At 60.9% G+C, this 20374-nt stretch carries 15 protein-coding genes, 1 tRNA gene and 3 pseudogenes; 10 read left to right on the top strand and 9 right to left on the bottom strand.

Annotation, left to right across the window (positions count from 1 at the left end):
- The first annotated feature begins 10 nt into the window (after nucleotides 1-10).
- The 3 genes from G481_RS0117120 to G481_RS0117110 are packed head-to-tail and all read left to right on the top strand — an operon-like array spanning nucleotide 11 to nucleotide 3116.
- A complete protein-coding gene (locus G481_RS0117120; RefSeq protein ID WP_028031093.1) occupies nucleotides 11-1060 on the top strand; it encodes an isocitrate/isopropylmalate dehydrogenase family protein in 1050 nt (349 codons plus the stop codon).
- Nucleotides 1061-1062: 2 nt separating this feature from the next.
- On the top strand, nucleotides 1063-2154 hold the full coding sequence (locus G481_RS0117115) for a 4-oxalomesaconate tautomerase (protein WP_028031092.1): 1092 nt from the start codon (nucleotides 1063-1065) through the stop codon (nucleotides 2152-2154).
- Nucleotides 2151-3116, top strand: a complete 966-nt coding sequence (locus G481_RS0117110; protein WP_028031091.1) for a D-2-hydroxyacid dehydrogenase family protein — start codon at nucleotides 2151-2153, stop codon at nucleotides 3114-3116. The genes G481_RS0117115 and G481_RS0117110 overlap by 4 nt, the downstream gene beginning before the upstream one ends.
- On the opposite strand, the gene G481_RS0117105 is transcribed toward G481_RS0117110, so the two are convergent.
- Nucleotides 3097-4110 carry an AbrB family transcriptional regulator gene (locus G481_RS0117105; RefSeq protein ID WP_035026589.1) on the bottom strand — a complete coding sequence of 338 codons (1014 nt, stop codon included), beginning with the start codon at nucleotides 4108-4110 and terminating at the stop codon, nucleotides 3097-3099. The two genes, G481_RS0117110 and G481_RS0117105, sit on opposite strands and share 20 nt — an antisense overlap.
- Before the next feature lie 114 nt (nucleotides 4111-4224).
- Here G481_RS0117105 and G481_RS0117100 point away from each other — a divergent pair, with 114 nt between their 5' ends.
- From G481_RS0117100 to tcuB, 3 genes are read left to right on the top strand one after another with little or no spacing between them, the layout of a single operon-like run.
- Nucleotides 4225-4893, top strand: coding sequence for a GntR family transcriptional regulator (locus tag G481_RS0117100; RefSeq protein ID WP_028031089.1), 669 nt, complete (start codon nucleotides 4225-4227; stop codon nucleotides 4891-4893).
- Nucleotides 4890-6281, top strand: a complete 1392-nt coding sequence (gene tcuA, locus G481_RS0117095) for an FAD-dependent tricarballylate dehydrogenase TcuA (RefSeq protein ID WP_028031088.1) — start codon at nucleotides 4890-4892, stop codon at nucleotides 6279-6281. Before G481_RS0117100 ends, tcuA begins: the two co-directional genes overlap by 4 nt.
- Complete coding sequence (tcuB, locus tag G481_RS0117090; protein WP_028031087.1) at nucleotides 6271-7368, top strand: tricarballylate utilization 4Fe-4S protein TcuB; 1098 nt, start codon at nucleotides 6271-6273, stop codon at nucleotides 7366-7368. The genes tcuA and tcuB overlap by 11 nt, the downstream gene beginning before the upstream one ends.
- 389 nt (nucleotides 7369-7757) lie before the next feature.
- On the opposite strand, the gene G481_RS0117080 is transcribed toward tcuB, so the two are convergent.
- The 3 genes from G481_RS0117080 to G481_RS0117075 all read right to left on the bottom strand — a co-directional run bounded on the left by G481_RS0117080 (nucleotide 7758) and on the right by G481_RS0117075 (nucleotide 11380).
- A tRNA-Ser gene (locus tag G481_RS0117080) sits at nucleotides 7758-7845 on the bottom strand.
- A 268-nt stretch (nucleotides 7846-8113) separates the two neighbouring features.
- Nucleotides 8114-8482: a hypothetical protein gene (locus tag G481_RS27015; protein ID WP_154664663.1), complete on the bottom strand. Its 369-nt coding sequence runs from the start codon at nucleotides 8480-8482 to the stop codon at nucleotides 8114-8116.
- A gap of 585 nt (nucleotides 8483-9067) precedes the next feature.
- On the bottom strand, nucleotides 9068-11380 hold the full coding sequence (locus G481_RS0117075; RefSeq protein WP_084451065.1) for a calcium-binding protein: 2313 nt from the start codon (nucleotides 11378-11380) through the stop codon (nucleotides 9068-9070).
- Between the two features lie 404 nt (nucleotides 11381-11784).
- Between G481_RS0117075 and G481_RS25625 the strand changes: the two are divergent.
- A pseudogene (locus G481_RS25625) lies at nucleotides 11785-11952 on the top strand (transposase); the annotation flags it as partial.
- A 409-nt stretch (nucleotides 11953-12361) separates the two neighbouring features.
- On the opposite strand, the gene G481_RS26050 reads toward G481_RS25625, so the two are convergent.
- Genes G481_RS26050 through G481_RS24370 form a run of 3 tightly spaced genes read right to left on the bottom strand, consistent with a single transcriptional unit; the run spans nucleotide 12362 to nucleotide 14674 of the window.
- The gene (locus G481_RS26050) at nucleotides 12362-13414 is read right to left on the bottom strand and encodes a hypothetical protein (RefSeq protein ID WP_154664661.1); all 1053 of its coding nucleotides are present in this window, start codon (nucleotides 13412-13414) and stop codon (nucleotides 12362-12364) included.
- Between the two features lie 46 nt (nucleotides 13415-13460).
- Nucleotides 13461-13775: a hypothetical protein gene (locus G481_RS0117065; protein ID WP_028031084.1), complete on the bottom strand. Its 315-nt coding sequence runs from the start codon at nucleotides 13773-13775 to the stop codon at nucleotides 13461-13463.
- Nucleotides 13772-14674, bottom strand: coding sequence for a ParA family protein (locus tag G481_RS24370; protein ID WP_154664660.1), 903 nt, complete (start codon nucleotides 14672-14674; stop codon nucleotides 13772-13774). The genes G481_RS0117065 and G481_RS24370 overlap by 4 nt, the downstream gene beginning before the upstream one ends.
- A 34-nt stretch (nucleotides 14675-14708) precedes the next feature.
- On the opposite strand from G481_RS24370, the gene G481_RS0117055 reads away from it, so the two are divergent.
- The gene (locus tag G481_RS0117055) at nucleotides 14709-15248 is read left to right on the top strand and encodes a hypothetical protein (RefSeq protein ID WP_028031083.1); all 540 of its coding nucleotides are present in this window, start codon (nucleotides 14709-14711) and stop codon (nucleotides 15246-15248) included.
- Between the two features lie 410 nt (nucleotides 15249-15658).
- Nucleotides 15659-16939, top strand: coding sequence for a phospholipase D family protein (locus G481_RS0117050; protein ID WP_028031082.1), 1281 nt, complete (start codon nucleotides 15659-15661; stop codon nucleotides 16937-16939).
- Between the two features lie 270 nt (nucleotides 16940-17209).
- Here G481_RS0117050 and G481_RS0117045 read toward each other — a convergent pair.
- Both G481_RS0117045 and G481_RS24360 read right to left on the bottom strand, forming a co-directional pair.
- Nucleotides 17210-18332, bottom strand: a pseudogene (locus G481_RS0117045) (IS3 family transposase).
- A 177-nt stretch (nucleotides 18333-18509) separates the two neighbouring features.
- On the bottom strand, nucleotides 18510-20084 hold the full coding sequence (locus G481_RS24360; RefSeq protein ID WP_161630539.1) for a retron Ec67 family RNA-directed DNA polymerase/endonuclease: 1575 nt from the start codon (nucleotides 20082-20084) through the stop codon (nucleotides 18510-18512).
- 67 nt (nucleotides 20085-20151) lie between these two features.
- Between G481_RS24360 and G481_RS26270 the strand changes: the two are divergent.
- Nucleotides 20152-20374 (top strand): annotated as a pseudogene (locus tag G481_RS26270) (IS21 family transposase); the annotation flags it as partial.

The raw sequence follows: 20374 nt of genomic DNA, 5'->3' as shown, positions 1-20374 counted from the left end.
GGGCGCGCAGATGGACCTGCTTGTTCTGGAAGGGGACGGCATAGGGCCCGAAATCACGGCGGCGACTGTCGCCGTGATAGAGGCCGCGGCCCGGCGTTTTGATCTGCCGCTGCGAATGACCCGGGCCGAGATCGGCTTTGCCGCGCTGGAGCGGTCGGGCACCACCATTCCGCCTGCGGTGATCGCGGCAGCGCGGGCCGCCGATGGCGTGATCCTGGGCCCGGTGTCGCACAATGCCTATCCGCCGGTGGCTGAAGGCGGGCTGAACCCCTCGGGCGTTCTGCGCCGCGAGCTGGAGCTTTACGCCAACATCCGTCCCGCCCGATCGCGCCCCGGAACGCCGCGCCCGGTGGCGGCGGAAACGGATCTGGTCATCGTGCGCGAGAACCTTGAAGGGTTTTATGCCGATCGCAACATGGCCTCGGGCTCGGGCGAGGTGTTGGTCGAACCCGACGTGGCCATCGCCATGCGCAAGATCACCGCGCGCGGCAGTGCCCGGATTGCCGAGGCGGCCTTTGCGCTGGCCGCTCAGCGCCCGCGCAAGTGCGTCACCACCATCCACAAAGCCAATGTCCTGCGCATTTCCGACGGGCTCTTTCTGTCCGAGGTGCGCAAGGTGGCCGCGCGCTATCCGCAGGTCACGCATGAAGAGCTGCTGGTCGATGCCGCCGCCGCCCATCTGGTGCGCAACCCGGCGCGCTTTGACGTGGTGCTGGCCACCAACATGTTTGGCGACATCCTGTCCGATCTGGCCTCGGAAATCTCGGGCGGGTTGGGGCTGGCGGCCTCGCTGAACCTTGGCGTTGGTACCGCCGTGGCGCAGGCGCAGCACGGATCGGCCCCCGATCTTGCCGGACAGGACCGCGCCAACCCCGCATCGCTGGTCGGATCGGCGGCGATGCTTCTGCGCCATCTGGGCGCGGCCCAGGCGGCCCGGGCCATCGACGACGCGCTGGATCGCGCCCTGTCTTCCCCCGAAACCCGCACCCCCGATCTGGGCGGCGCGCTTGGCACCGCCGCCTTCGGCGCGCGGCTGGCTGCAATGTTGCAAGAGGCATGACCATGTCCCAAACCGCGATTCCCTTTCACTTTTTCCGTGGCGGCACCTCGCGTGGGCCCTATTTCCGCCGCGACGATCTGCCCGAAGACCGCGAGACGCTGGCGCGCGTGCTGGTGGCCGTCATCGGCTCGGGGCACAAGCTGAACATCGACGGCATCGGCGGCGGTGCGGCGGTGACCACCAAGGTGGCGATGCTGTCGCGCTCGGAAACCGACGATTGCGACATCGACTATTTCTTCGCGCAGGTCAGCGTCGAGGACGGGTTGGTCGATTTCAAACCCACCTGCGGCAATATCCTGTCGGGGGTTGGTCCTGCCGCGCTGGAAATGGGCCTGATTGCGCCGCAAGGCGACGTGACGCGCATCCGCATCCGGTCCGTCAACACCGGCGCCAAGGTCGAGGCGGTCGTGCGCACCCCCGGCGGTCAGGTCGAATACGAGGGCGATGCCGCAATCGACGGCGTGCCGGGCCATGCTGCGCCCATCTACCTGAACTTCATGGATGTCGTCGGCTCGGCCACGGGCGCGCTGTTGCCGACTGGCGCCGTGCGCGATGTGATCGACGGGATCGAGGTGACCTGCATGGATGTGGCGATGCCCATCGCCATCGCGCGGGCGGCCGACTTTGGCCTGAGCGGCTATGAGACCGTAGAGGAGCTGGACGCCAACCGCGACTTCTACGCCCGGATGGAGCCCATTCGTCTGGAGGCCGGACGGCGCATGGGGATGGGCGATGTGTCGAAATCGGTGACGCCGAAATTCGCGCTGCTGGCCCCGCCCCGCAATGGTGGCACGATCACGGCGCGCTATTTCATGCCGTGGAACTGTCACCCGACAATGGCGGTGACCGGAGCGCAATGTCTGGCCTCGTGCGTGCTGACGCCGGGCACGGTGGCCGAGGGGCTGTTCACCGCACCTGAAGGCGCGCCCGCGCTGGTGCTGATCGAACACCCCGGCGGGGTGATCGATGTCACGGTGGATTACGCGACCGGCCCCGAGGGCTTTACGCTCAAATCTGCCGGGCTCTTGCGCACGGCCCGGCTGCTGGCCAAGGGGGAGCTGATGGTGCCACGCGCGGTCTGGAGCGGAAAATGAAGGTCCACATCCTCGACGATTGGTCGGACACGTTGCGCCATTTGCCCTGCTTTGCACGGCTTGGCGGGCATGAGGTCACGGTCTGGACCGACCATGTCGAGGGTGCGGCCCTGGCCGAGCGCCTGCAGGAGGCCGAAGCGGTTTGCCTGTTTCGGGAACGCACGCGGGTCAGCGCAGAGCTTCTCGAAGCGCTGCCCAGGGTCAGGCTGATCTCGGGGCGGGGGGCCTGGCCGCATGTGGATGTGGCGGCCTGTGCGGCGCGCGGGGTTGCCTTTGCCAGCCGCAAATCCGACGATGCGCCCAATCATGCGGCGGCCGAACTGACCTGGGCGCTGATCCTGGCGGGGCTGCGCGATTTGCCGGGGCAGATGGCGGCGGCCAAGGCCGGGCGCTGGCAGCAGGGCGTGGGTCGCAGCCTGCGCGGGCGCACGATCGGCATTTACGGCCACGGGCGCATCGGGCAGCTGATCGCGGGTTATGCCCGGGCCTTTGGTGCGCAGGTGATCTGGTGGGGCTCGCCGGCCGGGCGGGCACGCGCGCAGGCTGCGGGCGGCGAGGTGCCCGCAAGCCGCGCCGACTTCTTTGCGCGCGCGGAAATCCTGACGCTGCATCTGCGCCTGACCCCAGACACGCGGGGCTGCATCACGGCCGAGGATCTGGCACAGCTGCCGCCCGGTGCGGTTCTGGTCAACACGGCGCGCGCGGGGCTGATCGCGCCCGGCGCGCTGCTGGCGGCGCTGAATGCCGGGCGGCCTGCGGTTGCGGCGCTGGACGTCTTTGACACCGAACCGCTGACCGACCCCGACGATCCGCTGCTGTCGCATCCCCGGGTGATTGCGACGCCCCATATCGGCTTTGTCACGGAGGACGAGTTCGACCTGCAATTCGCCGAGATCTTCGATCAGGTGAACGCCTTTGCCGCAGGCCGTCCGATCAACCTTGTCACCCCTTCGGGCGCTTGACGCCAATCAGCCGTGCAGCCACTGGCGCGCCAAGGATCACGATCACGATCCGCGTCAGGTGATGCAGGATCACAAAGCCCAGGTCGGCCCCCGCGACCAGCGCCAGCACGGTCATTTCGGCCTGCCCGCCGGGGGCAAAGGCGAGGAACCCCTCGACCGGATGGGCCATGCCGCTCAGCGTGACGATCTCGGTGAAGATGGCAGCCAGCGCCGCCAGCAAGACGACAAAGGCCAGCCCCGACAGGATGAAGCTGCGCAATTCGCGCACCGTGACGCCAACATATTGCACACCGATGCCCAGCCCGATGAACAGCTGCGCGGCCCAGATCGCCTCGGCAGGGGGGCGGGTATGGATCAGCCCCGCCAAAGACAGCACGGCGGTCACGATCATCGGCCCAAGGATCGAGGCGCCGAACAGCCCGATGCGTTCTGCCCCCTTCCAGCCCACCAGCGCCGCCACCGCCATCAGCGCCAGTTCCGACAGCGGCAAATCGGCGATTGGCGCGCCCACCGCCCCGGTCAGCCCCGCGCCGTAAAGCCCGGTCAGGATCATCGGCGCCAGCGTCACGATCGCCAGCACCCGCGTGGCGTGGATCAGCGCCAGCGCGCGCCCGTCGCCCCCCGCCTCGGTGCCGAAGATCACCATGTCCTGCAACCCGCCCGGCATGGCGGCATACCAGGCGGTGACCGGATCATAGCCCAGCCGCCGAAAGAACGGCACGCCCACCAGCCCGATCAGCACCACATAGACCGGCACCAAAGCCACGCTGCCCGCCATCTGCGGGATGCGCCCGACCACCTCGGGCGTGATCGAGGCGCCGACCGCCACCCCCAGAATGGTGCGCGCCGCAACCGAAACCGTGCCCATCCCTTTCAGCGGCATCCCCGCCAGAGCGGCGATCAGACAGGCCGTCATCGGCCCGAACAGGAACGGCAGCGGAAGGCCAAGCAGCTTGAAGACCCCCACGCCCGCCAGCGCCAGTCCAAGGGTCATGGCGCGCCGGACTGTCGGGTTGGATCGAGAAAGAACGGCCACGTCGGAACTCCTTGCGCGATATTGTATCCAACTGTATACAGCAGGACACAATATTCACAAGCGAGTCGATGCATGGCCGACGACACCGAGATCCCGCAGGGCCAGAGCGCCTATCGCCGGCTCATCGAGGAGATCCGCTGCGGCGTGCTGTCGCCCGGTGCGCGGCTGCGCGAGATCGAACTGGCCGAGCGGTTGGGCATCAGCCGCACCCCGGTGCGCGAGGCGATCCGGCAGCTGGAATCCGATGGGCTGGTCACGCATCTGCCGCGTCAGGGCGCGACGATCCGCAGCCTCGATCATGCCGAGGTGGTCGAGCTTTACGAGATGCGCGCGGTGCTCGAAGGCACGGCGGCGCGGCTGGCGGCGCGGGCGGCTTCGGATATCGAACTGGCCGAGCTGGCGGCGCTGAATACCGAACTGGCAATGGTGCCCCCGGGGGCGCAGGCGCGCGAGATCAACCGGATCTTTCACCGCACCCTGATCGAGGCGGCGCGCAACCGTTTCCTGATCAAGGCGATGAGCGCGCTGCAAAAGACGCTGCTGATCCTTGGCCCGACGACGCTGGCCGAACCCGAACGCGCCGCCTCGGCGGTCGCCGAACATGGCGCGGTGCTGAACGCCCTGCTGGCACGCGATGGTGCGGGGGCCGAGACCGCGATGCGCGTCCATGTCGAGGCCGCACTGTCTGCCCGCATTCGCGGCATGCGCGGGCGTGATCTACCTATGGAGGAAGAGGCATGAAAGACTGGCCCGAGACATTCGATCTGGCCGTCGTGGGCGGCGGCAATGCGGCGCTTTGCGCAGCGATCACGGCCGCCGAGGCCGGGGCAAGCGTGCTGATCCTCGAGGGGGCGCCCCAGCCCTATCGCGGTGGCAACAGCCGTCACACGCGCAACTTTCGCTGCATGCACAAGGGGCCGATGTTCCCTCTCACCGATTCCTACGAGGAAGACGAATATCTGCACGACCTGATGCTGGTGACCAAAGGCAAGACCGACGAGGGGCTGGCGCGGCTGGCGATCCGCTCGTCCGAGGAATGCCTGCCGTGGATGATGGCGCATGGCGTGCGGTTCCAGCCCTCGCTCTCGGGCACGCTGAGCCTGTCGCGCACCAATGCCTTCTTTCTGGGCGGCGGCAAGGCGCTGGTGAATGCCTATTACAACACCGCCGAAGACCTTGGCGTGAAGGTCGCCTACGAGGCGCAGGTGCGCCACGTTCACCGCGAGGGCGACCGCATCACCCATCTGGAAGCCGAGATCGCGGGGCAGCCGGTGACCGTGAAGGCGCGGGCCTTCGTGCTGGCCTCGGGCGGGTTTCAGGCCGATATCGACTGGCTCGCCCGGGCCTGGGGGCCTGCGGCGCGCAACTTCCTGATCCGCGGCACGCCCTATAATCGCGGCGTCGTTTTGCGCGACATGCTGGATCAGGGCGCCGAAAGCGTGGGCGATCCGACCCAATGCCACGCCGTCGCCATCGACGGGCGCGCGCCGAAATACGACGGCGGCATCGTCACCCGTCTGGACTGTGTGCCGTTTTCGATCGTGCTGAACACCAACGGCGAGCGCTTCTACAACGAGGGCGAAGATGTCTGGCCCAAGCGCTATGCGATCTGGGGCCGCCTTGTCGCAGCTCAGCCCGATCAGGTGGGCTTTGCGCTGATCGACGCCAAGTCGATCGACCTGTTCATGCCCTCGGTCTTTCCGCCGGTCAAAGCCGACACGATCGAGGAGCTGGCCGACAAGATGGGTCTTGATCCGCAGGCGGTGCGCGCCACGGTCGATGGCTTCAACGCCGCCTGTCGCCCCGGCAAGTTCCACCCGACCGAACTGGACGGGCTGGCAACCGAGGGGCTGGAGGTGCCCAAGACCAACTGGGCGCGCCCGCTCGATACCCCGCCCTATTACGGCTATCAGCTGCGCCCCGGCGTGACCTTTACCTATCTGGGGCTGAAGGTCGATGCCCGCGCGCAGGTGCACAGCGCCGAAGGTCCGATCCGCAACCTGTGGGCCGCCGGCGAGATCATGGCAGGGTCGATCCTGGGCCAAGGCTATCTGGCAGGCTTTGGCATGACCATCGGGACCGTTTTTGGACGTATCGCAGGCAAGGAGGCCGCCGCGCATGTCGCTTGACCTTATCATCCCGGCCCCTTCGGCCACCGACGAGGCCCGCCGCCAGATCGAGATCTGCAATGCCTGCCGGTATTGCGAGGGTTTCTGTGCCGTCTTCCCGGCGATGACCCGGCAAAAGGCCTTCGCCGATGGCGATCTGACCCAGCTTGCGAACCTGTGCCACAACTGCCGCGGCTGCTATTACGCCTGCCAATACACGGCGCCGCACGAATTCGCGCTGAACATCCCTGCCGCGCTGGCCGAGGTCCGCGTCGAAAGCTGGGAGCGGCTGGCGCGGCCGCAGGCGCTGGCGCGGCTGTTCCAGACCCATGGTGTGGCGATGGCGGGGCTACTGGTGGTGGCTCTGGCGTGTTTCTTCTGGGCGCTCAGCGCGCTGCGACCCGAGTCGGGAGCAGGATTCTACGCCTTTCTCGGGCACAACACGCTGGTTGCCATCTTTGCGCCGGCCTTCGTTCTGCCGCTTGCGCTGATTGCGCTGTCGATTCGGGACTATTGGCGCGAGATCGGCGGCGGTCGGGTGCGGCTGGCGCATCTGCTCAGCGCCTTTGACAGCGCCGCGCGGATGAAGAACCTGTCGGGCGGCCATGGCGAGGGCTGCAACTTTGAGCAAGGCGACCGTTTCAGCGATCGCCGCCGGGTGTTCCACCAGCTGATGATGTATGGCTTCCTGCTGTGCTTTGCCGCGACGTCTGCCGCGACGGTGATGCACTATCTGCTGGGCCTTGAGGCGCCTTACGGGCTGATCTCGGTCCCCAAACTGCTGGGTGTGCCCGGCGGTCTGATGATGGTGGCCGGCACGGTCGGGCTTGGCTGGCTCAAGCTGCGCGCGGACAAGTCCCTTGGCGCCCGCAGGGTCTGGGGGGGCGAGATGGCCTTTGTGCTGCTATTGGGGGCGGTCGCCCTTAGCGGTCTTGCACTTTATGCCGCGAGCAACACGGGCGCGGTCGGTGTGCTGCTGGCCGTTCACCTGGCAACGGTGATGGTGCTCTTCCTGCTGATGCCATTCTCCAAGATGGTGCATGGCTTCTATCGGTTGGCCGCGATGATTGCCGAAGCAGGGAAACCGACCCCTCAGTCAGGGGAGTAAGGCCCGCCAGCCAAGACGCCCCTGGGGACGCGCACAGGGCGGACTCAAGGGCGGGCTTGGCTGAGCGATCTGGCTACATCTTGCACGAACGAGCGTTGCGAGGCAGGCGCTGTCCGGAGGCGACGGCCTGCGTCCAAGGGCCGAGCGGTCCATCAGGACCGAAAACGATGCCCCGCGGTGCGGGCGCCATAACCTCGGCCGTGCAGGTGCCTCGCCTTGGTCAGATGTCTTCGACGTGGCTCTGATCGGGCGCGAAGCCCGCTTCGCCGTGGTCCCTCACAATCGTTGACAGGCGGCACCGCGCAGTCTCCACGCGCATTCGGGAGGGCTGGCTCATGGGCAGGTATCCGGGGGTATCCTTGAAATTTCTTTCTGATTTCAAGGATGCTTGGCGGAAGAGGTGGGATTCGAACCCACGGATGGTTGCCCATCGGCGGTTTTCAAGACCGCTGCCTTAAACCACTCGGCCACTCTTCCGGGCGACTGAGGCTGCATGCTTGCGCAGCCGCATCTGTCGGGGCCGGCGCCCGAAGAGGGTTGTAATCACAGTCCGCAACCTGCGTCCAGCCCCCGGCACAAGGAATGGCCCTGAATAGTCCGGTGTGGCCCAGAGGCATGGATCCTTGTCTGGCTTGGCCCCCTTGGATCGGATGCTGATCCTCGACGCCATTCCCCGCAGCCGAGCGTTTCGACGGCATGGGCGGCAGCCTGCGCCGCCGCTTGGCCCGGCCTAGGGGCAGGGTGATCAACGATGCCGGGCCTGATGTCGGATACCTGTTTGGCATCCTGCAACGCCGATTGTCGCGAGGCGGCTCATCAAGGGCCCTGTCGCCGACGACGTCAACAAAGTCGCGGTTTGCTTGCCAAGCGGGGCATCCGACTTGCCCGGTCGCCTGCCACGGGGGATCTTGAAATACAGGCCCAGCTCTCGAGAAACCGCAATCCTTGGCGCTGACACCGTCCCGAGCAGCGCGGTGGCCGCGATCTTGTCGGGCTGGCCTGCGACTTCTGCAATGGCTTCGATGTGCGCAAAAAGATCAGCCGGCAGGGCCGGCACCTGGTCTTGTCGTGGACATGCGAACCCGTGACGCTGCCCGATCCGGCTTGCGGCCATCAACCAGCGTTCCGCATCGTCGATCAGGCCGTGTCACGCGGCGATCACTTTGGTCCAGATCAGACGAGCCCTGGCTGGGGAATAGGTGCCTTGGCCTGCACGCAAGACCTCTTGCGGCTCAAGCGTCGCGATGTGTTTCGGGACGCTACGTTCGGGCCAATGGATGCAATTCCCAAGGCTTAGGACAACCGCCTTGATGCCATCGAATCTGCCGGGTTTCGGTCGATGCGACAAGTCGCCCCGTGGCATAAGATGGGGCACAGAATGGATCGCAAATTTCAGGCGCCCAGAACGCAAGAAGGCCGAGCTTTTCAGCCCGACCTTCATAACCACCAGATATTCTTGAAGAATTTCGTGGTGGGCGACCCTGGAATCGAACCAGGCATGGGTCTCCCCGGCGGAGTTACAGTCCGAGAACGCAAAGCGAACATTGTCTAAATTTCATTTATTATCAGATATTTATGTAATTTTCAAATCTAGAGTGGGTGACGAAATGGGTGGCAAAATGGGTAGCAAATTTGAGGCGGCTTTGACGCTCAGTCTCTGGGCGAGCGGCCTTGTCAGCCGCTCGCCCACATGAAGCTACTACAGGACGAAGTCGCTCGCCGTCAGGCTGGGCGCCCCCATGATCTCGATGCTGAAGTCTGCGGCGCCATCCCCATCCAGATCAGCTTGAACCAAAGCCATGCTGCGATCATAGCGGACTTCGCCCGCCATCTTCTGGAACGCCGAACCACCGATGAAGGTCAGATTTGATGGTATGGTGCCGAAATGGATCTTGTCGATGCCGACTTCGAAGTCAGCGATCACATCCCGTCCAGCTGGGCCGCTTGCCTCAGCCCCGTAGCGGAAAACGAAGAGATCCGCTCCATTCCCACCGAAGAGCGTGTCTGTGCCCAATTGGCCTCGCAGCACGTCGTTCCCATCACCACCGCGAAGGAGGTCGTCGCCAAGCCCGCCCAGCAACCTGTCATTGCCCGCTTGCCCTTCAAGGATGTCATCCCCGACTTGGCCATCGAGTATGTCTTCACCGTCGCCGCCGATCAGAATGTCTGCGCCGTCGCCCCCTCGCAGAACATCGTCCCCAATTCCACCACTGAGATCGTCATTTCCACCCCCGCCACGCAGGGTATCGCGCCCATTTTCTCCGCGAAGCGTATCATCGCCCGAGCCACCTACGACAAGGTCGTCGTCTGCCCCACCATAGAGCAAGTCATCGCCCAACCCGCCGACAACCACGTCATTACCTGTGCCGCCGTGCAGGGTATCATGGCCATCGCCACCCTTCACGGTGTCGCTGTCCGAGCCCCCCCAAATTTCATCATCTCCGCTGCCGCCTTCGAGCAGGTCGTCTCCGTCAGACCCGCCGATCCTGTCATTTCCGGCTTCACCTAGAAGAGTGTCATTGCCTACGCTGCCCCAAAGCTCATCATTTCCATCTCCCCCGTACAGTAGGTCGTCGCCTACTCTTCCAAGCAGAGTGTCGTGTCCCCCCAGGCCATAAATGCTGTCATCGCCAATGGTTCCGGTGAGCGAATCATTGCCGCTTCCCCCTTTGATGCTTCCAAGCGTCACCAAGAACGCCTGGCTTTGGACCTTTTCGATATTCCCGAAGGAATCTCGAAAGCTGTAGATCAAATGAATCATTTCGCCGAGATACTCCGGCATGATCTCATACATATTCATCAGTGGGTTGCTCGTGCCATCTCCACCGCCACTTCTGTACACTCCGTCTCGATACCAATGGTAGCCTACAAAGCTTCCAAAGCCATCTTCGTCCTGGATTTCCGATCTGTCCACATAGACGGTCGAGCCTACGGTGAATTCTCCGGTGAATTTCAGTTGTCCGGTCGGGGCATCATTGACGTTTTGCACAACGCTGGTCGCCGCGCTGGTCAGGCTCTCACTATTGCCTGCGCCGTCAATATAACTGACCCTGACGGTGAGAGTTTTTCCGACTTGCGCCTGTCCTGGCGTGAAAGTCTCGTTGGTTGCGTCGACTATTTCAACACCATTGGCAATCCACTGATAGCTGAAATCCCCCAGGCCATCGGCGTCGGAAATATTCGAGGTATCGGCGGTGAGCGAGCTGTCTTCGAGGGCAGTTCCCGAAATCAGGACAGTGCCAGTTGGGCCTCCGGTGATGTCACGTGCAATGTCCACTATCTGGGTCAGAGTCAGTGTTTGGTCCGAGAACTGGAAGTACTCAATGTCTAGCACGACCGTCGTGCCTTCTTCGCTCTCTAGCCAGAGGTTCGATGCGGATTTATATACATTGATTGCAGCTAGGGGGATGTCCCAAATCGCTGTGTCGATGCCGCTTCCGCCGTCAAGCGTGTCACTGCCTGCGCCGCTGCTCAGGTGATCGTCACCATCACCACCTTCCAGCATATCGTTGCCGTCGCCGCCATAGAGGCTATCAGCTCCGGAAAAGCCAAGCAGCGTGTCATTCCCGGCTCGACCATAGCCTGTATCGTTGCCATCCCAAAAGGAGAGCAAGTTGTCGACATTGCTTCCTTTTATGACATTGTTCGCGCCATTGACAATGAACACATTCTCTATGCTGACGAAGGTGTTAACCCTGCCGGTTGGAGGGTAGTAGTATGGGTCGTGTTGTGGGCCGGAAATCGAGAGATCCCAGATATTTGCCTCGATCCAAGAAGTAGTGTCGGTGGGATCGCCATTTATGTAGAATGTGTCGATCCCGGCACCACCGTCAATGATATTTGTCTGTGTACCGCCGAATAGGGAATCGTTGCCTTCCCCACCGTAGAGTGCATCATTGTTGCCGCCAGTGTTCAGGAGATCATTTCCGGCGCCGCCATAGATTGTCCATCCCCAAGGTGGATTTCCATAGTCCAATACATCGTCTTGGTCGGTGCCATAAACGGTAGGCATGCGATATTTTCTCCGATTGGGATGTAGATTGGTGTGGTCTCTGCTGACGTTCGGCGCTGGGTTGATCGGCAATGGATTTTGGTCTGCGATGCATGCGTCTCGTGATTCTAAATCTGATCAAATCGCGACAAGACCCAAGTCAAAGTTTCGTTTCCAGATGGAGGCGGTGCAATCAGTTGCCAGACAGTTGGCTTCCGTCGCTTGAGAGGGAGCGCTTCGTGCGGCCACGATCCGTTTAGTGCTGCCCTCCAGTTCCCTGACGCCCTCTGCAGCCGACCAACGTTTGTGGTAGATGGAGTGTGCCGATTGCCGAGTCTGTTGTCTACTACTACTGCGTATCGGCTCTGTTGCACAAAACGCCTGAGGGGATTCATGTCGTGAATCCAGCGTGATAGCTGGAGGCCATGAGCAGACCGACACCCCCGACCTACAAGACCCGGAACTGGCCGAGCTACAACAAGGCGCTTAAGCGCCGAGGCTCGCTGACGATCTGGTTCGATCCCGCGATGACCTGGGAGGCCGCGCGGACCGGCAAGCGCGGCCGACAGCGTGACTACAGCGATGCCGCGATAAGTCTGTCAGGGGAAAGGGGAGGCCCGCCCATCACCCGATTTGTGCAACAGAGCCCCTTCACCCCCTCTTCCGCGTGAACAGCATCTCCTTTGGGGAGATGAATAAGATTTCTCGGCTCTGTCACCTGCCTCAGCGATCCTTCTTCCGTATTTTCGGTTTGCGCCGCACATGTGGGTGGCTAGCAACCGAGGAGAAACCACTTGGCAAAGCACGACGACGATAACCGCTCGAACCAGATGAACCCAAATCATGACGCCTACTGGGAGAGCAGAGGGTACGATGAGCGCCCGGACGACTGGGAGGATCGCCTCAATCGAGATGATGATGATTGGGATTGGTCGTGGCGTCCCCTGTCAAAATGACACTGACGCTCTGCGCTCAGCGTCTTGATCGGGGAGAACTCCCCGATCATCCAGACATCTGAAAGAGGTGAAATATTGCCTGAAAAGGCCGCTCAGCTCTCCCGCCGATGGCTTCTATCGATCTCGCGGCATTGGATACTAGAATCGGAAAAAGGGCTCCGACCTCGCGTTGCTTTAGCTCGGCCGCCCACTGCTGCTGATTGTATTTGTCTCCCTGTGGGCTAATTCCTCGCAGGAATGCGACGGTCCGTTGGTAGGAAGGGACGAGCTCGCCAGTGCGATATCGGCGGGGGTTCCGTAGTGCGTTTCTGAGGTCGTGGTCCTCCGCACTGGTTGAGCCAAAATTCTGGTTAACGAAACCCTTCAAGAGCAAGGTGTCCTTGCGATGCCCTGTTATAGCTTCAATTCGTTCGAGCCAGCGTGCGAAGCTCATCAGGGGCGCTACCTGCTCACGATCTACCGCGAAGAGTTTCCGGATCTGATCCATTGATGCTTCGCCTGAGGATTCACATAAATATATGGTCATGATCAAGAGCATGTTGAACGTGGAAACTTCCAAGTAGGCAGCATCATGATTATCCGCCTCGATCTCATCAGCCAAATCGGACAGGAACCTGCTCATGCCGCCAAAGCCTTGCTGATATGCTGTATCTCTTAATTTCGTTGCCATGGCTTGATGGTTGTTCTCTCGCTGAAATCGCCAACAAATGCTCGATTCCGTCAGTATGCGATCGATAGTCTTTTTTGTTCTTTTGAATTGTTCTGGAAGACTGTCCTTGAGGTGTTCCCAGAACAGTCGAGTGAGGTCGTGCATATCCTCCAGTTGAAACCCTGAGGGACAGTATTTCGCTAGGAGATTGCGGAAGTGTGCCGATTTCAGTGCAGAATCTTCTGCGTCGGGCACCCATTTCATCAGCATGCGGTCGAAAAACGCCATAATTCGTCTATGCGAGACAGGCTTGCCTGCTTTAAGTTCACTTAGGATTTTGTGTTCCTTGGCGTTTGTTTCCCTATCATATGTTTGGGAGTCCAGTAAAAGCGCGCCGAGCGAGCGATGGCCGGTCCATTTGACCAAGAGATCTATTTCTGGAAGCAACATATGGGTCAAGCCTGGACAGGGAATCTCGAGCAAAAGGGATGTGCAGCTATCGCCGCATCCTTAGCAGCACCTCCAATCCTTGCCACAACGTAAGCCCCTCCGCATCGCAATAGTCGCGGAAATCATCGATCACCCGCTTCGGCCCCGGGATCGACACCTTGTCCTGCGGTTCCGTCCGGCGTGGCCCCGGTTTGCGTCTCTGCTGTGCGGGTTCACGGCGCACAAAGCCCAGCTTCTCGCCCGCCTTCAGTGCCTCGTGGAGGTCAACAGGTTCCTTGTCCGTCTTCTTGCTGACCGCTGCCGTCAGGTCTTGTGGGATCTGGATGCCCCCGAAGCCATACTTGTCATCTTGGTCGCTCATGCCGGAACTCCCTGTTCTGCCGCCTGCCGCTTCGCCTCGGCCAGCGCATTAATGACCGCCTGCGCGTATTGTTGGGCGTTCTCGGCTGCTGCACGAATGGGCTTCAGGCGAGCTTCCTGGGCCGATGGCGACCTGCCAGCCACTTCGCTTTCGGTCGTCGTCAGCATCTCCGATAGCAGCAAGGAATCTCGGAAGATGCGGGTATATGCCGCCCGCTTGATCAGGCGAACCGGCAGAATGTTCGCGACATTGCTCGCAGCAAGTTCTGCGCGGACATCCCGCTCGTCAGAAGATTGGAATGCCGGAACGGTTCGGGAAAACAGCAGCGAGTATGCGATCGGTTGCCGGATCATGCGGCCAGTCATCTGAACCAGATTGACAGCTTGCGCAGCCTGCCGTGCTTCCATTGCCGACCCGTCGAGGGGGATAACGCACAGGTCCGTTCTGGAAAGGGCGAACGTGACGATCTGGTCCTTCGATCCTTCGAGGTCGACGACGAGGTAGTCATAGCGATCGGAAAGATCGTCGATCAGCCCAACTGTCTCCTCCGCCGCCGACGGGCGCGAGAATACGTCAAACGGCATTGCCTTGCCGCTGCGTTTGCGTGCCGCCGCGAAGACCGCGATGTTAGCATTCGGGTCAAGATCCAGAACTGCGACGCGTGCGCCTGTCGCAGAAATCTGCTCGGCAAGCAGCACGGCAGATGTCGTTTTCCCCGTGCCGCCCTTGGGATTGGTGAAGCTCACTACGTGCATTCTCATGTCTCCATCATTATCAATAATGATAACATGATCTTTGACGTTAAAGATAGAGTTAAAGATGGTGATGAAGTTGGAATCAGAGTTCGGTTCCGCAGCACGAGACGGATGGACACGGCGCGCAGCACTGACGAAGATCACTTAACCAGCTTGGCTGCGGAGGGGCAGGGGCAGCATGGACCAAAATGTATCCTACGATCAGATCAAGGGCTCCGTCGGATCACTGCTGCTTCTTTGGTCGGCAATCGAGAGGGCTGCGCGCGATGAGGTCGCCCGCACAAACGGGGGCACGCTACCCAAGGCCGCGCATGGTGTAGGCGCCGCGATCAAAGCCTGGGAAGCCTCAATTTCAGCGAGGCGGTCACAGGAATCTTTCCGTGCTCTTCTGGCCTCTGCGCTGTGCTCACAGCTTCGGCCTTCGCTGGATATCCGCAACGGCGTTTGCCACGGGCTCGTGGGCGTCTCTGCGGCCCATAGTGGCCAGCAGGCTGCCCTGTCCTGGGAAATCAACGGCGGCAAGCACGAGATCACCTGGGACGAGTTGCAGGCCATGTTCCGCTGGCTATCGAAGGTCCCTGCTGCAATCTCAATCATCTCGGTGTCTTCCAGCCAGAAGGCCGGAAGCCGACTGGTCGACACCCTTGAGAACCGCAAGTGGTGGCTGAATGAGTATGGCCTTGACCTTCTGGGGCCGAACTTGGCTGTGGCCTTGTAAGGTTGATCGCGGCCCATTGCGGACGGTCCATCCCCCACAGATGCTGCGAGGTAGCAAGCCAGAAGCGGTCATTCATAGGACGTGCAGTGAGGCTCCTCACCGCGATCTATGCGAGTTTCAAGGCCAGCGACCGGACGTATGGCCCGCGATGTTCTGGCTCCGGCATTTGTCAACATGACCTAGCAGGTCGCAGCCTCTCTGCCGTACAGCCCAACCCACCACTCGATCCCGCCCAAAGCTGCGGAAACCCATTCCCCAAAAGCTGCTGCGCGAAAAATGTTCCCGCGAAGTCCCAATCCTTAGTAATCACCTCTCGCCTATGGTTTATGCTTGGTCGAGCGATACTAGGTCCAGAGCCGCTTGATTGTCGCCACCACAACATTAAGCTACTTGGACACATTGGATAGAATATGAAGATCGCCACGAAGAAGCCGATTGCCACTGAGGGCATTGCCTCGACCGCGCCGCAGCTGGTGCGCAACGGCGTGCTGAACGACCACCTGAGGGCGCTCGACGAGATTTTCGGCCGCGCGAGCAACATCACCATCGCCGTCGCCTTCCTGAAGTCGAAGGGTCTCGGTAAGATCGTCGAAAGGCTCACACTACGCCTGCGCGCCGGCGCTCTGGTCGAGATATTCGTCGGAACCGACTTCTGCCACACCGAACCCAAAGCCCTTGAGGAACTGCTCAATCTCTCCAGACTACACTCGAATCTTATGCTGTGGATAGCAAAGCCGGACAGGTTTTCGACTTTCCATCCGAAGACATACCTTGGCGTCGAGGGGAAAACTGCCCGCGTCATGATCGGTTCGGCCAACCTGACGGCCGGGGCGCTCGGCGGCAATGAAGAGATATCGCTGGTCTGGGAGGTAGAGGCAGATCATCCTGTGCTGTTGGATTTGCAGACCGTATTCCTCGAATACCGAAGCGGCGGAAGGTGCGAGCGACTCGACGAGATCGTGCTCGCGCAATACCGCCGAAGGTTCAAAATCGCAGAGGACGCCAAGAAGCGTGTCGAAAAGGAGATCGCTGACAGCGATTCTAACACCTTTGACCTCGCAAAGCTCCTGTCCCTGCACGTCGAGTTCAGTCAGGATCGAGACGAGGCCACGGCGCTGGAGAAGCGACGCCGTGACCGCAGGGCAGCGCTCAAGGTGCAGCGTAAGATTGCGGGAATGGCGGGGAGCGTGAAGCTCTCCAGCGTGGACCGGGCAAACTTTATTACGCTGTTCAGGGATCTGATCACTTCGGGTGACGGTCACCGCCACCTTTGGCATTCGGGCGACATACATAGGCGGGGCCAAGCGGCACTGTCGAATCCGAGTGGGACGATCGCGCTCTTCTCACTGGCGCAGGATGCCGCCAAACTTGCTCCGGAGGAGGGCTACGCCATGATGCGAGCAGCTGCCGCCAAAATCCCCGGCGTCGGCATCAACATGGTGTCCGAGATGCTCTGCACCTTCGCACCCAAGCGCTACGCTGTATTCAACGGAAATACAGTCGGCGCCCTGCGCGCTATCGGGGTCGATCCTCCAAAGTCGGTGATACTGCTTTCCCCGAAAGCCTATGGGCGTGTATGTAGCGTAGTGGAGGCGGTCCGACGGCGGATAGGCGGCGAGGACCTGTCAGATGCAGACGCCTTCCTCAATTGGATTTACCAGAAGAAGGTGAAGCCATTGGCGGGCAAGTGAACTAGGCTGTCGGTCGGGCTCGACATATGTTGCATTGCCGCATTCCCGGAAGCTGCCCTTCGTCATGCGCCGCAGCAAAGACCTGGCAGGGATGGAGCGGTGAGGGACGGAACAACAGTTCGCTTGTTCATGTGGGAGCTGACAGCATGTAGTGTTGTGACATGGCATACCTTTATCTTGACGATAGCAAACATCACCCCGCTGGATTTTCGTTAGCTGCCTTTGTGATCGGGTAATCCTCCCCGTTTTAGCGGGGCGCGACCGTAGAACTCACGCGGCCATTTTCAGCTTCATGGCGGGTGTGACGCCGCCGATGCCCATGTTGGGGCGTTCGTTGTTGTAGGTCCATAGCCATTCGGTGGCGATCTGCTGCACCTCCTCGATGGTTTCAAAGATGTAGAGGTCGAGCCATTCATGCCGGACCGTCCGGTTGTAGCGCTCGACATAAGCGTTCTGCTGGGGCTTGCCGGGCTGGATGTAGGTCAGGGCGATGCCTTGCTTCTCGGCCCAGGTCATCAGCGTGGAACTGACGTATTCGGGGCCGTTGTCGACCCTGATCGCCAAGGGCTTGCCGCGCCATTCGATGATCTGGTTCAGGGACCGGACGACCCGCTCGGCAGGCAGCGAGAAGTCGACCTCGATGCCAAGGCCTTCGCGGTTGAAGTCGTCCAGCACATTCAGCAGCCGGAATTGCCGCCCATCCACCAGCCGGTCAGCCATGAAATCCATCGACCAGACCAGGTTCGGGGCATCCGGCACCGCCAGTTCCTCGGGCTTCTCGCGCTTCAGCCTCCGTCGTGGCTTGATCCGCAGGTTCAGCTCAAGTTCGCAGTAGATCCGGTGGACCCGCTTGTGGTTCCAGGCATGCCCTTTGACGTTGCGCAGGTGCAGGAAGCACAGCCCGAAACCCCACGTCTTGTGGACGTTGGTCAGCCCCACCAGCAGGTCGGCGATCATCTCGTTCTCTTCGTCGCGCTTCGGGCTGTAGCGGAAACAGGTCTCGCTGACGCCGAACGCACGACAGGCCAGCGCAATGCTGACCCCCTTCGTCGCCACCGCCTTCTCGGCCAACTCCCGGCGCTGAGCTGGCCGCGTCACTTTTTTCCAAGAGCTTCTCGAAGCAGATCGGCCTGCATGCTGAGATCGGCGAACATGCGCTTCAGCCGCCGGTTCTCGTCTTCCAGGGTCGTTCGCGGTTCTCTCGAACCGGTGGCGTTCACCGCTCACTCTGGCTCATCATGGACGCATCCATGCCGCCATACTTGGCCCGCCACTTGTAAAACGTCGCGCTGCTGATCCCATGCTCACGACACAGCTCCGGCACGGGCATCCCGCCCTCCGCCTGACGCAGCACACCCATGATCTGGGCTTCGGTGAAACGGCTCTTCTTCATCGGAATCTCCTCGTCCATCTTGCCGAGAAAATTCTACTTCCGCATCCCCTTAACCATGGGGAGGATTACCGACGCACCCGCAAGGGATGGAAGCCTTCGGTCGAGACTACAGGCTCGATTTACGAGAGCCCGGCCCCGCCTTGCGGGGTGCGCCTGAGCAATAGAAAGCTTAAAGAACTAGGGTGCCGCCGCCGCGCCAGGAGCTGCCGCTGCCGGGATCGCCGCTGCTGTCATTAGAGCAGCATAATGTCTCAGAACATCTTCGATTCTAGTGAGCAGGCCTTCGAACCCTGAAAAGTCCACGGTTCCGGCATTTGCTCTAACAACCGCTTCGGCAAATATAACTTTCCCGTACTCGGTATGATCGGCGTGTTCCTTCTTGGGATTAAACTTTTTCCCGTCCAGCAAAGTAGCGAGCAGCGCGGGATCAAACAGAGATTCAATATCCTTATCGACTGGCGGCGCGCCTTCCGGAACCTTCACCAAATAGAGATTGAGCCCAAGGTGATAAAATGGGTCAGTCGTAGTGGTAGATACTATCTTGCTGATTTTGGATTTAGCGTTCTTGATCACAGATTTGAGCCCGTCATCATTATCGCACAAGATGATCACTGGATGCGCCATGGGTTTGTGTTTAAAATCTTCTAGCATGTTCTCATACCGGGAAATCAGCGCCCCTTGACCCGCTGCGCCATGGCCGAGGTTTAAAAGTTCTCGCGACGTGCCCGACGATTTCAGGAAGTGCACGAGCCGGACAGCCTTCCCGTCCACTTCCTCCGCAAGCAACGGGAACTTCTTGACCAAAGCCCTGATCGCGCATTGCAGGTATGTGATGTCAGAGACGCCCTCTGTGACGATCAGGGGCGCGGTCGGAGCGGCAAAATATTTATAGAACAGGAACTTTCGGTACAGCTCTTCTGGCGCGCGCGGTGGGTGAAACTCACCTGCGGCCTTGGCAAGCTTGTTGACCTTTGGATGACGATCACGCCGCGCCTTGACGAAATGGATATGCGAGAGCGTACCGTCTAGTGGCCCTAGCTTATCAGTCGCACTCGCCGGATTATCGCCGGGGCGGAAATAATAACCCGTCTGAAAGAGAGAATTACACATAGCCCGCGCCGCGCGGTAGTAGTCCTGATTTATATTCGCCTTGGCGTTCACAACCAACCCCGTGACGGTTTGGCGAGACTGGCGCAAAGACATCCGGGTTTTTGCCAGATTGATGAAGAAACCGGTTCCCTCAATAGTCTTCCTGAGTTTAACACCCACCTCCCAATCAGCGCCATGCACGTTCACGGCAATTTCTGTGGGGAAGAGCGTCTCGTTGGTCGAGAAGGTCAAATCGTCAGCATAGCGCGTGTAAGTGCAGTGGGCATCTCGGGCGAGTGCAAGCAGCCGCGAGTCCAGAATATTCCCGATCAGGTTCGAAATGACAGGGGAACACGGGCTCCCTTGCGGCAAGGCATTCTCGTGACAGGCGATCTGCGCGATGAGCGTGGCGACCTTGGGCTCCAGTGAAAACATCGTATCGTGAATGAAGAAGCCGCGCACGCGCCCGAAATTTATCGTTCCAAAAAAGTCTTCCAGATCAAGGTTGAAAACAAACCGCCGCCGTCTGTGGACCTCTGCATTGGAGATAATGGTACGGCCTTTATGGAAGCCGTGGGAGGCAAACCAAAACCGTGAGTTCTCCTGCTTTCGTGTTGAACGGCTTGCAATAAGGACCCCGCTTCTGGGGTGATCGGCGTCCAAAAGGGACCCCACCGACCGGGGGTTGGGTCCATTGTGCCTTCGATGATTATCGGAGGCCGAGCACGGGATGCTGATCGTGGAGACAATAGCAAAAATCAGGCGGCTACATTTCACCGAGGGCAAGGGGATCAAGACGATCTGCCGTGACCTGAAGCTGTCGAAGAAGGTGGTGCGGAAGGTGATCCGCACCGGGATTACCGAGTTCACCTATACCCGGACGGTGCAGCCGCGCCCGAAGCTGGGTGCCTGGCTGGGGGAACTCAACCGGCTGCTGGAGGTCAACGCCGCGC

The organism is Gemmobacter nectariphilus DSM 15620, assembly GCF_000429765.1.
In the GTDB taxonomy this organism is placed as follows: Bacteria; Pseudomonadota; Alphaproteobacteria; order Rhodobacterales; family Rhodobacteraceae; genus Wagnerdoeblera; species Wagnerdoeblera nectariphila.
The sequence above is the reverse complement of the archived record's forward strand: the minus strand, read 5'-3'. Positions and strand labels throughout refer to the sequence as shown.

Coding starts and splice junctions, on each gene's coding strand:
- G481_RS0117120 (WP_028031093.1), top strand. CDS start 11: ATGGACCTGCTTGTTCTGGAAGGGGACGGCATAGGGCCCGAAATCACG.
- G481_RS0117115 (WP_028031092.1), top strand. CDS start 1,063: ATGTCCCAAACCGCGATTCCCTTTCACTTTTTCCGTGGCGGCACCTCG.
- G481_RS0117110 (WP_028031091.1), top strand. CDS start 2,151: ATGAAGGTCCACATCCTCGACGATTGGTCGGACACGTTGCGCCATTTG.
- G481_RS0117105 (WP_035026589.1), bottom strand. CDS start 4,110: ATGACCCTTGGACTGGCGCTGGCGGGCGTGGGGGTCTTCAAGCTGCTT.
- G481_RS0117100 (WP_028031089.1), top strand. CDS start 4,225: ATGGCCGACGACACCGAGATCCCGCAGGGCCAGAGCGCCTATCGCCGG.
- tcuA (WP_028031088.1), top strand. CDS start 4,890: ATGAAAGACTGGCCCGAGACATTCGATCTGGCCGTCGTGGGCGGCGGC.
- tcuB (WP_028031087.1), top strand. CDS start 6,271: ATGTCGCTTGACCTTATCATCCCGGCCCCTTCGGCCACCGACGAGGCC.
- G481_RS27015 (WP_154664663.1), bottom strand. CDS start 8,482: ATGGCCGCAAGCCGGATCGGGCAGCGTCACGGGTTCGCATGTCCACGA.
- G481_RS0117075 (WP_084451065.1), bottom strand. CDS start 11,380: ATGCCTACCGTTTATGGCACCGACCAAGACGATGTATTGGACTATGGA.
- G481_RS26050 (WP_154664661.1), bottom strand. CDS start 13,414: ATGTTGCTTCCAGAAATAGATCTCTTGGTCAAATGGACCGGCCATCGC.
- G481_RS0117065 (WP_028031084.1), bottom strand. CDS start 13,775: ATGAGCGACCAAGATGACAAGTATGGCTTCGGGGGCATCCAGATCCCA.
- G481_RS0117055 (WP_028031083.1), top strand. CDS start 14,709: ATGGACCAAAATGTATCCTACGATCAGATCAAGGGCTCCGTCGGATCA.
- G481_RS0117050 (WP_028031082.1), top strand. CDS start 15,659: ATGAAGATCGCCACGAAGAAGCCGATTGCCACTGAGGGCATTGCCTCG.